Source organism: Pseudomonas sp. L5B5 (assembly GCF_020520285.1).
Classification (GTDB): domain Bacteria; phylum Pseudomonadota; class Gammaproteobacteria; order Pseudomonadales; family Pseudomonadaceae; genus Aquipseudomonas.
Genome location: NZ_CP084742.1, coordinates 281,868 through 297,655, shown reverse-complemented (window position 1 = coordinate 297,655; position 15,788 = coordinate 281,868). Strand labels below are relative to the sequence as shown.

15 protein-coding genes are annotated in these 15,788 nt (G+C 60.0%); 6 read left to right on the top strand and 9 right to left on the bottom strand.

Going from position 1 to position 15,788, the window contains the following annotated elements:
• Positions 1 to 165 precede the first annotated feature (165 nt).
• Positions 166 to 1,047, top strand: a complete 882-nt coding sequence (gene rarD / locus LGQ10_RS01300; protein ID WP_226524414.1) for an EamA family transporter RarD — start codon at positions 166 to 168, stop codon at positions 1,045 to 1,047.
• 84 nt (positions 1,048 to 1,131) lie between these two features.
• Here the strand turns inward: rarD and hpaR are convergent, their stop codons facing one another.
• The 3 genes from hpaR to LGQ10_RS01285 form a co-directional block, all read right to left on the bottom strand.
• Positions 1,132 to 1,554 (bottom strand): homoprotocatechuate degradation operon regulator HpaR, encoded by a 423-nt coding sequence (gene hpaR / locus LGQ10_RS01295; protein WP_226524413.1) that lies wholly within the window; start codon positions 1,552 to 1,554, stop codon positions 1,132 to 1,134.
• A 128-nt stretch (positions 1,555 to 1,682) separates the two neighbouring features.
• Positions 1,683 to 2,759 carry a 4-hydroxyphenylpyruvate dioxygenase gene (hppD, locus tag LGQ10_RS01290; RefSeq protein WP_058435995.1) on the bottom strand — a complete coding sequence of 359 codons (1,077 nt, stop codon included), beginning with the start codon at positions 2,757 to 2,759 and terminating at the stop codon, positions 1,683 to 1,685.
• A 247-nt stretch (positions 2,760 to 3,006) separates the two neighbouring features.
• Positions 3,007 to 3,963 carry a DMT family transporter gene (locus LGQ10_RS01285; RefSeq protein ID WP_058435996.1) on the bottom strand — a complete coding sequence of 319 codons (957 nt, stop codon included), beginning with the start codon at positions 3,961 to 3,963 and terminating at the stop codon, positions 3,007 to 3,009.
• Positions 3,964 to 4,049: 86 nt separating this feature from the next.
• Here LGQ10_RS01285 and LGQ10_RS01280 point away from each other — a divergent pair, with 86 nt between their 5' ends.
• From LGQ10_RS01280 to LGQ10_RS01270, 3 genes are all read left to right on the top strand, one after another.
• Positions 4,050 to 4,943: a LysR family transcriptional regulator gene (locus LGQ10_RS01280; RefSeq protein ID WP_226524412.1), complete on the top strand. Its 894-nt coding sequence runs from the start codon at positions 4,050 to 4,052 to the stop codon at positions 4,941 to 4,943.
• A gap of 59 nt (positions 4,944 to 5,002) precedes the next feature.
• Positions 5,003 to 6,541: an EAL domain-containing protein gene (locus LGQ10_RS01275; RefSeq protein WP_226524411.1), complete on the top strand. Its 1,539-nt coding sequence runs from the start codon at positions 5,003 to 5,005 to the stop codon at positions 6,539 to 6,541.
• Positions 6,542 to 6,784: 243 nt separating this feature from the next.
• Complete coding sequence (locus tag LGQ10_RS01270) at positions 6,785 to 7,150, top strand: histone-like nucleoid-structuring protein, MvaT/MvaU family (protein WP_226524410.1); 366 nt, start codon at positions 6,785 to 6,787, stop codon at positions 7,148 to 7,150.
• Between the two features lie 248 nt (positions 7,151 to 7,398).
• Here LGQ10_RS01270 and LGQ10_RS01265 read toward each other — a convergent pair whose 3' ends face one another.
• Positions 7,399 to 7,926, bottom strand: a complete 528-nt coding sequence (locus tag LGQ10_RS01265) for a DUF4946 domain-containing protein (protein WP_226524409.1) — start codon at positions 7,924 to 7,926, stop codon at positions 7,399 to 7,401.
• 197 nt (positions 7,927 to 8,123) lie between these two features.
• Here LGQ10_RS01265 and gloA point away from each other — a divergent pair, with 197 nt between their 5' ends.
• A complete protein-coding gene (gloA, locus tag LGQ10_RS01260; RefSeq protein ID WP_226524408.1) occupies positions 8,124 to 8,645 on the top strand; it encodes a lactoylglutathione lyase in 522 nt (173 codons plus the stop codon).
• An 86-nt stretch (positions 8,646 to 8,731) separates the two neighbouring features.
• On the opposite strand, the gene ahpF is transcribed toward gloA, so the two are convergent.
• From ahpF to LGQ10_RS01245, 3 genes are all read right to left on the bottom strand, one after another.
• Complete coding sequence (ahpF, locus tag LGQ10_RS01255) at positions 8,732 to 10,297, bottom strand: alkyl hydroperoxide reductase subunit F (RefSeq protein ID WP_226524407.1); 1,566 nt, start codon at positions 10,295 to 10,297, stop codon at positions 8,732 to 8,734.
• A 119-nt stretch (positions 10,298 to 10,416) separates the two neighbouring features.
• The gene (ahpC, locus tag LGQ10_RS01250; RefSeq protein ID WP_226524406.1) at positions 10,417 to 10,980 is read right to left on the bottom strand and encodes an alkyl hydroperoxide reductase subunit C; all 564 of its coding nucleotides are present in this window, start codon (positions 10,978 to 10,980) and stop codon (positions 10,417 to 10,419) included.
• A gap of 151 nt (positions 10,981 to 11,131) precedes the next feature.
• Entirely contained in the window at positions 11,132 to 12,070 is a 939-nt protein-coding gene (locus tag LGQ10_RS01245; RefSeq protein WP_226524405.1) for a site-specific integrase, read from the bottom strand.
• 180 nt (positions 12,071 to 12,250) lie between these two features.
• On the opposite strand from LGQ10_RS01245, the gene LGQ10_RS01240 reads away from it, so the two are divergent.
• A complete protein-coding gene (locus tag LGQ10_RS01240) occupies positions 12,251 to 13,255 on the top strand; it encodes a DNA-binding protein (RefSeq protein ID WP_226524404.1) in 1,005 nt (334 codons plus the stop codon).
• Here LGQ10_RS01240 and gorA read toward each other — a convergent pair whose 3' ends face one another.
• Positions 13,256 to 14,614, bottom strand: coding sequence for a glutathione-disulfide reductase (gene gorA, locus LGQ10_RS01235; protein WP_226524403.1), 1,359 nt, complete (start codon positions 14,612 to 14,614; stop codon positions 13,256 to 13,258).
• Between the two features lie 131 nt (positions 14,615 to 14,745).
• Positions 14,746 to 15,585, bottom strand: a complete 840-nt coding sequence (gene galU / locus LGQ10_RS01230) for a UTP--glucose-1-phosphate uridylyltransferase GalU (protein WP_011061681.1) — start codon at positions 15,583 to 15,585, stop codon at positions 14,746 to 14,748.
• Positions 15,586 to 15,788: the final 203 nt, after the last annotated feature.

Here is a 15,788-nt window from a genome sequence, read left to right as displayed (position 1 = left end):
GGCCGCCGCCAGCGGCGCCTGGACGCGACCTGGGGTACAAATGAAAAAATATCCCGCCGGCATGTCGCAAACAGAGCAAAAATCTCGCGCCAAACCCTCTATATTGCCCACGCTTGTTTCCCCCCACTCCATGCGCCCTGCGCATCCGGGTCTTATGAGGACAGTGTGTCTAAAGGTATTGCGTTATCGGTCCTGGCGTCGGTGCTGTTCGCCGTCATGTATTTCTACACTTCGCTGCTGGCGCCCCTTACCGGGGTGGAGATCTTCGGCTGGCGAATGCTCCTCACCCTGCCCTGCATGACCCTGTTCATGCTGTTCACCGGTGAGTGGCAGCGGGTCGGCGAAGTCTTGCGCCGGGTGCGAGCCCGGCCGGCCATGGGCCTGGCCCTGCTGCTGTCCTCGGCCCTGGTGGGCGTGCAGCTGTGGCTGTTCATGTGGGCGCCACTCAACGGCTACAGCCTGGATGTGTCCCAGGGCTACTTCCTGCTGCCGCTGACCATGATCCTCACGGGACGCATCGTCTACGGCGAACGCCTGTCGCGGCTGCAAAAGGTGGCCGCAACGCTGGCCTGCATCGGGGTGCTCAACGAGCTGTACCAGGCGGGCAGTTTTTCCTGGGCGACCCTGGTGGTGGCCGTGGGCTACCCGCTGTATTTCGTGCTGCGCCGGCGCTTGCAGAGTGACCACCTGGGTGGCTTGTGGCTGGACATGGCGCTGTTGATACCGGTGGCGCTGTGGGTCGTGCAAGGCGGTGAGCAGGGGTTCGCCGTACTGGATGCACACCCCAGGCTGTACTTGCTGATCCCGCTGCTGGGCCTGATCAGCGCCTCGGCGCTGGTGTGCTACATCATCGCCAGCCGCCAGTTGGCCTTCAGCCTGTTCGGCCTGCTCAGCTACGTGGAACCGGTGTTGCTGCTGCTGGTAGCCCTGTTGCTGGGAGAAAGCATCAACGGCGGCCAATGGCTGACCTACGTGCCGATCTGGCTGGCGGTACTGGTGCTGATCACCGAGGGTGCGCGCCACCTGCTGCGCCAGCGGCGAGGGTAATGGGCTCGAGGGGCCGGCCAGCAAGCTGCTGGCCTTCGCGCAGCCTCGCCCTGGCGGGGCTGTCGCTACAGTTGCAGGGTTTCGTCAGGGCTTGATCTGCTTCAGCTCGTTGAGCAGTGCCAGCAGGGCCTGCAGCTTGTCTTCGCCAAATTGCTGCTGGATCTTCTGGTAGTTGATTTCCATGTCGTCGCTCATGGAGTCGAAGCAGGCGTGGCCCTTCTCGGTCAGGGTGATGAACAGGCGGCGCTGGTCTTCCGGGGACTTGCGCCGGCTGACGTATTCATCGCGCTCCAGCCGGGTCAGCACGCCGGTCATGCTCGGCGGCAGGATGCAGGCCATCTTCGCCAGCTGGTGGCTCTCCAGTTCGCCGTTCTGGCGCAGGATGCGGATCACCCGCCACTGCTGCTCGGTCAGGTCGTGCTGGTTCAGGGAGGGACGGAAAAACGCCATGGCGGCCTCGCGGGCCTGCAACAGGGTCAAGGTCAGGGAAGGTCTGGGTGTCTTCATCAAGGAGTCGGTCAGGGCCTGGAAACAAGGGCGAGAACATTAACACATTCACAATCGCCAACCGACAGGCAAAACAAAGCCCGACCAGGAACAACCTGGCCGGGCTCTGGATTCACGCGTTGCGCAGGTTATTCGGTGGCGAGTACACCACGACGTACCTGGTCGCGCTCGATCGATTCGAACAACGCCTTGAAGTTGCCCTCGCCGAAACCATCATCGCCTTTGCGCTGGATGAACTCGAAGAATACCGGGCCCATCAGGGTTTCCGAGAAGATCTGCAGCAGCAGGCGCTTGTCATCCGGGTTGGACGAGCCATCCAGGAGAATACCGCGCGATTGCAGCTCGCCAGTCGGCTCGCCGTGGCCCGGCAGGCGGCCTTCAAGCATTTCGTAGTAGGTATCCGGCGGCGCGGTCATGAAACGCATGCCGATCTTCTTCAGCGCATCCCAGGTCTTGACCAGGTCGTCGGTGAGGAAGGCCACGTGCTGGATGCCCTCGCCGTTGAACTGCATCAGGAACTCTTCGATCTGGCCTGCGCCCTTGGACGATTCCTCGTTCAGCGGGATGCGGATCATGCCATCCGGGGCGCTCATGGCCTTGGAGGTCAGGCCGGTGTACTCGCCCTTGATGTCGAAGTAGCGGATCTCGCGGAAGTTGAACAGTTTCTCGTAGAAACCGGCCCAGTAGGCCATGCGCCCGCGATACACGTTGTGGGTCAGGTGGTCGATGACCTTGAGGCCGGCACCCGCTGGGTTGCGCTCCACGCCTTCGAGGAACACGAAGTCGATGTCATAGATCGAGCTGCCTTCGCCGTAACGGTCGATGAGGTACAGCGGCGCACCGCCGATGCCCTTGATCGCCGGCAGGTTCAGTTCCATCGGGCCGGTGGCGACGTGGATCGGCTGCGCCCCCAACTCCAAAGCACGGGCATAGGCCTGCTGGGCGTTCTTGACGCGAAATGCCATGCCGCAGACCGACGGACCGTGTTCCGCGGCGAAGTAGGAAGCGATGCTGTTGGGTTCGTTGTTGAGGATCAGGTTGATCGCGCCTTGGCGATACAGGTGCACGTCTTTTGAACGATGGGTCGCGACTTTGGTGAAACCCATGATCTCGAAGATCGGTTCGAGGGTATTGGGGGTAGGCGATGCGAATTCGATGAATTCAAAGCCCATCAGGCCCATCGGGTTTTCAAAGATATCTGCCATGGTTGGCGCCTCATCATATTTTTAGAATTAACGGATCGTTAGTTGCTATCAATACTGAGGAAGGAAGGCGGTGCGCAGGAAATGCCCCGCACGCTGCGCGCGAGGAAGTCACCATAGATGAGTTGGAATCCGAGAATCTTCATATCGGTCCTGTCTTGCCGGCTGGCGAGGCTTCTGCTGCCAGAAGACTTTATTATTGTATGCGTAACCAGATTCTACACAGCGTAAAAGCCTTTGTCCGCACTCTTTATGAAATCGTCTTTGCTGTCCCCCGCGCAAGGGGCCGGTTGCACTGGTAGATGCCGCCCAGGATCAACACACCGCCCAGCACCATCACCAGGCTCAATTGCTCGGCCAGCAACAACGCTCCAAGCATCACTGCCGTCAGTGGATTGAGGGCGATGAACACACCCGAACGGGTGGCACCGATTCGGCGCAGGCCGTCGTAGTACCAGATGTAGGCCAGCGCCGAGCCCAGCACGCCCAGGTACATCAGGCTCAGGCCCTGGGCCAGGTCCAGGTGCAGCAACGCCTGCAGCTCGAATTCGCCTCGCAGCCAGGTCGCGGTACACAACATCAAAGTGCCGAGCACCACTGAGTAGGTCACCGTCTGCAAGGGTCCCAGGCTCTGGTTCAGGCCCTTGGAAAACAGCGAATACACGCCCCAGCCCAGGACACAGCCGAGGATCAGCACGTCACCACGCCAACTCCCCGCCTGGCTGACCAGGGCCGAGGGGTCGCGACTGCAGATCACCAGCGCCGCGCCTCCCAGGCATAGGCCGATACCCAGCAACTGATGGCGCTCCAGGCGCTCCTTGAACAGCGCCCAGGAAGCCAGGGCGATCACCGCCGGATTCAATGCAACGATCAACGAGGCCCGCGACGCATTGATCTGTTGCAGGCCAAGAAAAAAGCACAGGTTGTAGAAAAAGATCCCGAAGAAGCCGAGCAACGCCAGTTGTCCGAGCTGCCTGAAACTCGGGCGGGCCAGGGGGATGCGCGCCAGGGCCATGAAACCTAGCAGGGCCAGGCTGGCCAGGAGAAAACGCAAGCTGGCCGCCAGTAATGGCGACAGCCCCGAAGCCAGGAAACGCCCGGCAACGAAGGTACCGCCCCAGATCATCGTGACCGCAGCCAGCTTGCAGTAGACCGACAGGTCGCCAGGTGAGGTGTCCGGCGGGGTTTGGAAACGGCGCTCGCTCATGTTGATCGCACTCGAAGAAGATCGGATTTGTCTTACCGGGATATTCTTTGTCTAATGCTTGATCATCGTAAAATGAGCATTTACTCATGACCCTGACTCAACTGGAGATATTCTCCCGAGTGGCCGAGCTCCAGGGCTTCACCAGCGCGGCGACGCGCCTGGGCATTACCCAGTCGGCGGTCTCCCATGCGATCAGGTCCCTGGAGCAGGAGCTGGGCGTCGAGCTGTTCCGCCGGCACCAGGCCCAGGTCGAACTCACCGATATCGGCCAGCAACTGCTGGTGCGGGCCCGGGCCATGCTCGGGCTGGCAACGACCCTGGAACAGGAGGCTGCCGATGCCCGGGGCATGAAGCGTGGCACCCTGCGCATCGGTTCATTCGGGCCCACCTCCTCCATCCGCCTGCTGCCACCGATCCTCGCGCAGTACCGCAGCGACTATCCAGGCATCGAAGTGCACGTCGATGAAGGACCGGATCGGCAGGTCCTGCAATGGCTGGAAGAGCGGCGTATCGACCTGGGCTTCGTGGTGCTGCCCCAGGAACGCTTCGACAGTTTCCCTCTGGTGGAAGACCAATTGCTGGCGCTGGTTCCGGCAGGCCATGCCCTGGCGCGGGAGTCACAGTTGCGCCTGGACCAACTGTGCCGGGAGCCGTTCGTCCTCACCGAGGCCGGTTCCTCGGAACTGGTTTCGCGACTGTTCATCGGCGCCGGCCTGACCCCCAATATCCGCTATCGCTGCTCACAATTGCTCAGTACTCTGGAAACCGTGGCCCGGGGCGATGCCCTGAGCATCGTCGCCGAGTTGTCGTTGCCCCAGGGCGTGGACAGAGGTTATGCAAGCCGCCCGCTGGCTCCAGTGGTACAGCGCCGGATCGGTCTTGCCGTGCTGGACCGGCGCCAGTCATCGCCGGCGGCCCTGGCATTCATCCACCTTGCTCAGCAGCTGTGCGGCCAGGCAAAGGCGGCTATCCTGCGATGATCCAGGCAATGCCGCGCACGTGACCGGCACCACGCCCTCCCCTTGCCACAGGTCGATCCATGCCGCTGACCGCCAAAGGTCCACTCAAACGCTCCACCCGCACCTTCTGGACCTTGCTGGCGATACTGCTGCCGATCGTGCTCGGCACTGTCATCCTTTATCTCCAGGCACAGCGCACACTGCTGCGCAGCAGCCTGGAGACCGCCGAGGAGGCCATCGAGCAGTTCGACCAGATGCTGGATCATTCCGACAGCGCCGCCCGGGCCTTGCTGCCCCTGGCCGGGCAGGATTGCGATGATGCCCGCCAACTGACCCTGCGCGAACAGGTAACCCGCCGGCCGCTGGTACGCTCGACCAACCTGGTGTGGCGCAACAACAACTATTGCAGCTCATACCTGGGCAGTTATGCAGCAGTCCTCAACCCCCAGGACTACGTAGACGGCCGGTTGCGGCTGATGGATGGCAACCACCTCACTCCCGATACCCCGTTGCTGGTCTATCGCTTGACCGACGGCGAAGGCGCAGCCCTGGCGGCCATCAATGGTTACCACCCGACCAATATCCTGCGCATGCTCAGCCGTTTTGCCCAGTTGCAATTGCAGGTGGGCCAGCACTGGCTATCGAGCGATGGGCAGGTGCGCGACGGCAACGCGCCCCTGGCGGCCGTCGCCAGCCAGCAACTGACGTCATCGCGCTATCCCTACAGCGTCAATGCCGGCTTTGCCCAGGGGAGCCTCTGGCAGCACATGAAGAACCAGTATCCGGCGCTGTTCGGCCTGCTGATCTTTCTTGGGGCTACGGCCGGCGCCCTCGCCCACTGGCTGCAAAAGCGCGCCATCTCCCCCAGGCATGAACTGCAACGGGCGCTGGAAGCCCGGGAATTCATCCCGTACTTCCAGCCGGTGGTGCGTGGAGATACCTTGCAATGGGCCGGCATCGAAGTGCTGATGCGCTGGCAACACCCAAGGGAAGGCCTGGTACGCCCGGACCTGTTCATACCTTTCGCCGAGCATACGGGGCTCATAGTGCCCATGACCCGCTCGCTGCTGGAGCAGACCCGCGAAGCACTGGCGCCCTGCGCCAAGGACTTCATCGACGGCTTTCATATCGCCATCAACATCACCGCCCGTCATTGCCAGGACCTGCAATTGCTGCAGGACTGCCGGGAGTTCCTCGCCGGGTTCGAGCCGGGCAAGGTGACCCTGGTGCTGGAGCTGACCGAGCGCCAGTTGATCGAACCCACTGAAATCACCCAGCAACTGTTCAGCGCGCTGCACGAACTGGGGGTGATGATCGCCATCGACGACTTCGGCACCGGGCATTCCAGCCTCGGCTACCTGCGCAAGTTCAATGTCGACTACTTGAAAATCGACCAGAGCTTCGTGGCCATGATCGGTGCCGACGCACTGTCGCTGCATATACTCGACAGCATTATCGAACTCTCGCTCAAACTCGATCTGCGAATAGTCGCCGAAGGTATTGAAACAGCCGAACAGCGGGATTACCTGACAGCCAAGGGCGTGCAGTTTCTCCAGGGTTACTTGTTTGGGCGGCCCATGCCCAGTGCGGAGTTTGTTGCTGCGGTTGTGCGCCATTAAATAGCCATGTCAGAACAAATAGTGCTCGACACTCAACTCCAGGCATGCGCAATTTTCATAAATTGTGTCCATATCGCCTTGAACAAGAACAACATGATTTACTCGGGGCGCGTTAACTACTACAATTTTTACCGCCTGTACAAGATTCACAGGTAGGCCACTTAATCGAACCTTAACCGGCTCATGGCTTATAGCTTTGTTTGTGGTGCGTATTAGCCAAAATAGACTATTGGAGTGAAGATATTGTCCAGACTTGCTGAATTCCGTGCTGCTGAGAAAGCACTTCAAGAACAGCTCGCCCAGCTTGAATCCCTGAAGAACGACGCCGGACTCAAGAAGGAAATCGAGTTCGAGGAGAAGCTCCAGGCTTTGATGAAGTCCTACGACAAGAACCTGCGTGACATCATCGCGATTCTCGACCCGAACCCGAGCAAGGCCGGCGTGCCCCAGGCCAACGCCCCGAAACAGCGCCGGGCCCGCGTGGTAAAGATCTACCAGAACCCGCACACCGGTGAGCTGATCGAAACCAAAGGCGGCAACCATCGAGGCCTGAAGGCCTGGAAGGAGCAATACGGAGCCGCTACCGTGGATTCCTGGCTGCGCGCTTGAACAACGCCGCAACCTGAAAAAGACCCTGCATGTGCAGGGTTTTTTATTGAACAGAATATCCTTACTGGGATCTGAATCTAAGGAAAGATCTGACACGCACTACGGGTAGTTCCCGGCATTGCTACCGCCAGCCCCTGTGCCTGTACCCACGCGCAATAAGGGGGCACAGATGATCAACTTCATGCTTAATGATTTTCGATAACGAACCTGCAACACGCAGAAATCAAACCCCACCCTCGAAAACCCACTTAAAGTTTCAGGTTATTTCGAAAGGCGAGTATTTCATCTCGACTATCGGCATAAGCCGCCGCCTGACCAGCGTATGAAAGTACATAAGCCTTATCGCCATCCAGCGCAGCGACCAATGTTTGCGACAACACATGCCGGCCATTCTGGGTAATGGTACAAGTGGTTTCCAATGCCTCGAGACGACTCAACTGCGCGGCATGGATCTTGTTGCACACACTCTGATAACCGCCTTGGGCAAAGTCCTTTTGCAGCGACTTGCGCATCTCCAGCAATACGCCCTGGAGATTGACTACATGCCCGCTCGCGACTTGGCTCATGGTCAACTCCATGACCAACTGCGGGTTGCCCGCAGCGTCGCTCTTCACCGCCCGCTGGCGAAACACCTGGGCAGCCTGGTCGGTCTCCCGGGAGGGCACCGTTTCCTCGGTCCAGCCCTGGGGCCAGCTGATTTCAGGGGCGGCCTGCACAGCACCGGCAAAGGTCACCAACAGCAGGATTGCGATGCACGCTCTAAACGACTCGATCATGTTCGGCACATTGAAGGACGGAGTTCGAAGTCTGAGCCTGGCGCCAGGAATGGGCAATAGATCAGGAGCTTTGGGTTTGGTCCATCACGGGCACTTGCGTATCATTGGCCAATCCAAGGATGTCCGAACCATTGCCCCGGCAAGCAGCTGCCCGAGCCTTCGAGCCGCCCTTGTCGCTTTATTTCCCCGGAGGGCCCATGAGCCTCAACGAACTCGATACTTTCCCCGGTGTGACCGCGCAGCCCGACGCCGCCACCGCCCGCTTCGTCTTCAACCACACCATGCTGCGCGTCAAGGACATCACCCGTTCCCTGGACTTCTACACCCGGATCCTGGGTTTCTCCCTGGTGGAGAAACGTGACTTTCCCGAGGCTGAGTTCAGCCTGTACTTCCTGGCCCTGGTGGACAAGGCACAGATCCCGGCAGACGCCGCGGCGCGTACCGAATGGATGAAGTCGATTCCCGGCATTCTCGAGCTGACCCACAACCATGGCACCGAGAACGACCCGCAGTTCGCCTATCACAACGGCAATACCGATCCGCGCGGTTTCGGCCACATCTGCATCTCGGTACCGGACATCGTCGCCGCCTGCGAGCGCTTCGAAGCACTGGGCTGTGATTTCCAGAAACGCCTGAACGACGGTCGCATGAAGAGCCTGGCCTTCATCAAGGATCCGGACGGCTACTGGGTCGAGATCATCCAGCCTGCGCCACTGTAAACCGCGACGAACCGGCCCTCGACCACAGGGCCAATAAAAAACCCCATGAGCCTGGCTCATGGGGTTTTGTTTTTTCAAGGCACGGATCAGGCCGGCGCGGAACTGCGGATCAAGTGGTCGAAAGCACTCAGGGATGCCTTGGCCCCCTCGCCCACCGCGATCACGATCTGCTTGTATGGCACCGTGGTGACATCACCGGCAGCGAACACACCCGGCAGTGATGTCTCGCCGCGCGCGTCGACGATGATCTCGCCACGCGGCGTCAGCTCCACCGTACCCTTGAGCCAGTCGGTGTTGGGCAGCAAGCCGATCTGAACGAAAATGCCTTCCAGGTCGACGCTGTTGAACTCACCCGAATCGCGATCCTTGTAGACCAGGCCGGTGACCTTCTGGCCATCGCCCTTGACCTCGCTGGTCAGGGCGCTGGTGATGACCTTGACGTTGGGCAGGCTGAACAGCTTGCGCTGCAACACAGCGTCGGCACGCAGTTGGCTGTCGAATTCCAGCAGGGTCACATGGCTGACGATGCCGGCCAGGTCGATGGCTGCTTCTACACCGGAGTTGCCGCCACCGATCACCGCCACGCGCTTGCCCTTGAACAGCGGGCCGTCGCAGTGGGGGCAGAAGCACACGCCCCTGGCCTTGTATTCCTGCTCACCCGGCACGCCCATTTCACGCCAGCGGGCACCGGTGGCCAGGATCACTGATTTGGCCTTGAGGCTGGCACCACTGGCGAACTGCACCTCATGCAAGCCTCCGACTTCCTTGGCCGGCAGCAAGGCACTGGCTCGCTGCAGATTCATGATGTCGACGTCGTACTGCTTGACGTGTTCTTCCAGGGCTGCGGCGAGTTTCGGGCCTTCAGTTTCCTGCACCGAAATGAAGTTCTCGATGGCCATGGTGTCCAGCACTTGCCCACCGAAGCGCTCGGCGGCCACGCCGGTGCGGATACCTTTACGAGCGGCATAGATGGCTGCCGCAGCGCCGGCTGGCCCACCACCGACCACCAGCACGTCGAAGGCTTCCTTGGCGCTGAGTTTCTGTGCCTGCTTCTCGATAGCGCCGGTGTCGAGCTTGGCCAGGATTTCCTCCAGCCCCATGCGTCCTTGCCCGAAGTTCACCCCATTGAGGTAGATGCTGGGCACGGCCATGACTTTGCGCTCGTCGACTTCGGCCTGGAACAATGCGCCATCAATGGCCACATGGCGAATATTGGGGTTGAGCACCGCCATCAGGTTCAGAGCCTGGACCACATCCGGGCAGTTCTGGCATGACAGCGAGAAATAGGTTTCGAAGTTGAACTCGCCCTTCAGCGAACGAACCTGTTCGATCACTTCAGCGCTGGCCTTGGAGGGATGGCCGCCGACTTGCAGCAGTGCCAGCACCAGGGAGGTGAATTCATGCCCCATGGGAATGCCGGCGAAACGCAGGCTGATATCGCTCCCCGGGCGATTCAACGAGAACGACGGCTTGCGCGCATCGGTACCGTTGTCGAGCAGGGTAATCTGATTGGAAAGACTGACGATGTCTTTGAGCAACGCGAGCATTTCCTGGGATTTCGCACCGTCGTCGAGGGAGGCGACGATCTCGATCGGCTGTGTGACCCGCTCCAGGTATGACTTCAACTGAGATTTAAGATTGGCGTCCAACATACGGGCGATTTCCTTTGATTCGGTAAAAAACAACGCCCGGGCGAATCTCGCCCGGGCGTTATTTGAGGGCGGTGCAGCTTGCTTAAGTGCGGATGACCGCCTCTGGATGACGCATGGACTTAGATCTTGCCGACCAGGTCCAGGGACGGAGCCAGGGTGGCTTCGCCTTCTTTCCATTTGGCTGGGCAGACTTCTCCTGGGTGGGCAGCAACGTACTGAGCGGCCTTGATCTTGCGCAGCAGCTCGGAAGCGTCACGACCTACGCCGCCATCGTTGATTTCAACGATCTTGATCTGGCCTTCCGGGTTGATCACGAAGGTGCCGCGATCAGCCAGACCAGCTTCTTCGATCAGCACGTCGAAGTTGCGGGAGATGGCCAGGGTCGGGTCGCCGATCATGGTGTACTTGATCTTGCCGATGGCTGGCGAAGTGTTGTGCCAGGCAGCGTGGGCGAAGTGGGTGTCGGTGGAAACGCTGTAGATTTCAACGCCCAGCTTCTGGAATTCGGCGTAGTTGTCGGCCAGGTCTTCCAGCTCGGTCGGGCAAACGAAGGTGAAGTCAGCCGGGTAGAAGAACACGACAGACCACTTGCCCTTCAGGTTGGCATCCGAGACTTCGACGAATTCGCCGTTTTTGAATGCGGTAGCTTTGAACGGTTTAACTTGGCTGTTGATGATAGGCATCGTTGACTCTCCATCAGTGGTTGAAGACATTGGGTGAAAACTTGATGGGGAGAATCCTAGCCAATGAGTCGCCATCTGGCTCATTGGCAAACCTCATGCTGTCGATTGGTTTTGGCTATGACCGCACACTATTAATAGAAGGAACCTTTAGCTACTGGCCAAGGGCCTTTTCCTGCAGCCGCGCCATGCCCACGAACGGCTCGGCCTCGACGTAGCGCATGGCCGACTTCATGTCCTTCCAGCCGACATAGGCCATCAGCGATTTCAAGTCCCAGCCGCTGCGATGGGCCCAGGTGGCGAACCCACGGCGCAACGAGTGGCTGGTGTAGTGCTCGGCCGCGATGCCTGCACGCTCCAGAGCCTGGCGCAACAGGGGAATCACGCTGCTGGCATGCAACCCCTGCTCCCCCAGGTTCCCCCAGCGGTCAATGCTGCGAAACACCGGTCCACGCACCAGCGCCGCGCTGTTGATCCACTCGATATAGGCCTGCACCGGACACAGGCGCTGCAGCGCAGGGGTGTGATAAGTCCGGCCCAGGTTGTCGCGATCACCCTTGCTGCGCGGCAAATAAAGGCTGATGCCGGAACCTGCGCTGGCCTGTACGTGCTTGATCTGCAACCGGCAGAGTTCGTCACTGCGAAATCCCCGCCAGAACCCCAGCAGGATCAACGCTCGATCGCGTCGGACCCGCAGTAGCTCGGCACGGTGCTGCTCGGCACTGGCGATTGCCGCCTGAGCATCGAGCCAGGCGATAACCCGCTCAAGATCCTGCAACTGCAAGGGTTCGGCCTGTTTTTCCTGGGTCGGATGCAGGGCACGGATGCCCTTGAGGACCTGGCGCACCACCGGCGCCTTGGTCGGGTCGGCAAAACCCTGGCTGTTATGCCACTGGGCCAATGCCGACAACCGCAGCTTCAACGTATTGATCGACAGCTCGCCGGCGTAGGCGACGAGGTAACGAGCAACGCCATCGGCCGTCGCCGGCAGGAACCCTCGCCACTGCACCTCGAAGTGTTCGATGGCCGCTCGGTAGCTGCGACGGGTGTTGTCACGGGTAGCCGCTTGTAGATAACGATCCAGATCACTCATGGCGTCTCGACTCCGGCAGGTACAGGGCAAAAAAGACAGGGAAACTCGTTGCAGACCACTGACATTGGATAATACCAATATATCCATTGTCAGATTATTGCTATGTGAAAGAAAAAATCGCCTGTACAATTATCGATAATTACATACCACGTAACACAGTACTAAATCGTTGGAGGAAACATGGCTCGCGGCGGCATAAATAAAGCGGTAGTGAAAAAAGCACGACAGGCTATCCTCGCCCGCGGCGGCCACCCCAGCATCGATGCAGTACGCATCGAAATGGGCAATACCGGCTCGAAAACCACCATCCACCGCTACCTCAAGGAGCTGGATGACGGGACCGGCCGTCGAGATTCCGGCCCTGCGCCACTGGATGAAGAGCTTGGAGAATTGGTTGGCCGGCTGGCCCAGCGCCTCCAGGAGCAGGCCCAGGAACCCCTGGAACACGCCCTCGCCCACTTCGAGGAACAGAAGCAGGTCCTGACACAGCAGCTGGACGAGATGCACCGCCAGCACGAGCAATTGCAACAGCAGCTAGGAGCCCAGGCCACGGCCCTGGCCCACGAAAGCGCCGCACTGCTTGACGCCCGCGCCCTGCTGCAAAGCGAACAGACGCGCACCGCCGAGCTCAACCAGGTATTGAAAGGCCATGAGCTGCGCCTGGAAGACAAGGAGCAGCAGATCCGCTCCCTGGAAGAAAAGCACCTGCATGCCCGGGACGCCCTGGAGCACTACCGCGCCGCCAGCAAGGAGCAGCGCGAACAGGAGCAGCGCCGCTACGAAGGGCAGCTGCAACAGGTCCAGATGGAGTTGCGCCAGGCCCAGCAGAGCGCGCTGGTACGCCAGGACGAGATCACCCAATTGCATCGTGACAACGAGCGCCTGATCAGCGAACAGCGAGCCACCCATAACGAGCTCAAGCAAGCCCGGGATGCTGCCAGCAAAAGCGCAGCGCAGCAGATCCATCTGAACGAGCAACTAGCCCGCCAGGACAGCAAGAGCACTTTGTTGCAGGAACGCTTGCGCGTGGCGCTGGAGGACGCTCAGGCACTCAAGGAACAGGCCAAGCAGCAGGCCCGAGCAAGCAAGGAGATGGAATTGCGCGCCACCAAGGCCGAGGCCGGCCTGGAGGCGCTGCGCCTGGCTAGCCCCAAGGACCAGCCAGACGCAACGAAGGGGGCTTGATCAGCTCCCGGCAGGGGTGCGCATGGTGACGAACTCTTCGGCAGCCGTCGGGTGCACGCCGATGGTTTCGTCGAAGTCGCGCTTGGTCGCCCCGGCCTTCAAGGCAATCGCCAGGCCCTGAACGATTTCACCGGCATCCGGGCCAACCATGTGGCAACCCAGGACCTTTTCACTGTCGGCGTCCACCACCAGCTTCATCAGGGTGCGCTCCTGGCAGTCGGTCAGGGTCAGCTTCATCGGCCGGAACCGGCTTTCGAAAATCTGCACCTTGTGCCCTGCTTCCCGCGCCTGCTCTTCGGTGAGACCGACGGTACCGATGTTCGGCAGGCTGAACACCGCCGTAGGAATCATCTGGTAATCCACCGGACGATACTGCTCGGGCTTGAACAGGCGTCGAGCCACGGCCATGCCTTCGGCCAGGGCCACGGGCGTCAGCTGCACGCGACCGATGACATCGCCAATGGCCAGGATCGACGGTTCGCTGCTCTGGTACTGCTCGTCCACCTCGACGAAGCCGCGCTTGTCGAGCTTCACGCCGGTATTCTCCAGCCCCAGGTTGTCCAGCATCGGCCGGCGCCCAGTGGCGTAGAACACACAATCGGCAGTCAGCTTGCGCCCGTCCTTGAGGGTGACCTCAAGACTGCCGTCAGCCTGCTTGTCGATGCGCTCGATGTCCGCATTGAACTGCAGACCCAAGCCCCGCTTGGTCAGTTCTTCCTGCAAATGCTTGCGCACTGCGCCATCAAAACCGCGCAGGAACAGCTCGCCGCGGTACAGCAGCTGGGTGTCGGCACCCAGGCCATGGAAGATCCCGGCAAATTCCACCGCGATGTAGCCACCACCTACCACCAGCACGCGCTTGGGCAGCTCCTTGAGGAAAAAGGCCTCGTTGGAGCTGATGGCATGCTCACGCCCAGGAATGTCCGGGATCTGTGGCCAGCCGCCGGTGGCGATGAGGATGTGCTTGGCAGTGTAGCGCTGGCCGTTGACCTCTACCTGATGCGGGTCGATCAGCTTGGCGTGGCCTTCATGCAGGGTCACGCCACTGTTGACCAGCAGGTTGCGGTAGATGCCGTTGAGACGATGGATCTCGCGATCCTTGTTGGCGATCAGGGTCGCCCAATCGAAATTCGCCTCGCCCAGGGACCAGCCAAAACCCGAGGCCTGCTCGAAGTCTTCGGCGAAATGCGCGCCGTACACCAGCAGCTTTTTCGGCACGCAACCGACGTTGACGCAGGTGCCCCCCAGATAGCGGCTTTCTGCGACCGCGACTTTAGCGCCGAAACCCGCTGCGAATCGCGCGCAACGCACACCGCCGGAACCGGCGCCAATTACATAAAGATCAAAATCGTAGGCCATTTCACTCTCCCAGGCAGGCTGACAAGCATAACCGCAGATGGCGATCGGGTCAGCGCAGAGGATTTACATAAGGGCGACAAATGAAAAAGCCACCCGAAGGTGGCTTTTCCGACAAACCCGTACAGCAGCTATCAATAAGCCTTGCCGGTCTTGTAGAAGTTCTCGAAGCAGAAGTTGGTCGCATCGATGTAGCCTTCGGCGCCACCGCAGTCGAAACGCTTGCCCTTGAACTTGTAGGCCATCACGCAGCCGTTCTGTGCCTGCTTCATCAGGGCGTCGGTGATCTGGATCTCACCGCCCTTGCCCGGCTCGGTCTGCTCGATCAGGTCGAAGATGTCCGGAGTCAGGATGTAACGACCAATGATCGCCAGGTTCGATGGCGCATCTTCCGGCTTTGGCTTCTCGACCATGCTGTGGACGCGGTAGATATCGTCACGGATCATCTCGCCAGCAATCACGCCGTACTTGTTGGTTTCCTGCGGATCGACTTCCTGGATGGCCACGATCGAGCAGCGGAACTGCTTGTACAGCTTGACCATCTGGGTCAGAACGCCGTCGCCTTCGAGGTTGACGCACAGGTCGTCCGCCAGCACCACAGCGAAAGGTTCGTCACCGATCAGCGGACGGCCGGTCAGGATGGCGTGGCCCAGGCCCTTCATCTCGGTTTGACGGGTGTAGGAGAAGGAGCACTCGTCCAGCAGCTTGCGGATACCGACCAGGTATTTCTCTTTGTCAGTGCCCTTGATCTGGTTTTCCAACTCGTAACTGATGTCGAAGTGGTCTTCGAGGGCACGCTTGCCGCGACCGGTCACGATGGAGATTTCATTCAATCCGGCATCCAGCGCTTCTTCTACGCCGTACTGGATCAGTGGCTTGTTCACCACCGGCAGCATTTCTTTGGGCATGGCTTTAGTCGCTGGCAGGAAGCGAGTACCGTAACCGGCTGCTGGGAACAAGCATTTCTTGATCATAAAAGTCCTTAAAAAGGCTGTGCGTACGAGTTTCGGCGCAGTCTAATCAGGCGGCGAGCACCTTACAATGCCCCTCGCTGGCTAACCGCTGCCATCATAGAGAAATAAAGCATCAGATAGTTCCGCAGCATCCATCAGATCCCTCGCGAGAAAAGCCTTCATTGTGCCGCAAGGCTTGTAGACCGGTACTTCCAGCACTGGCG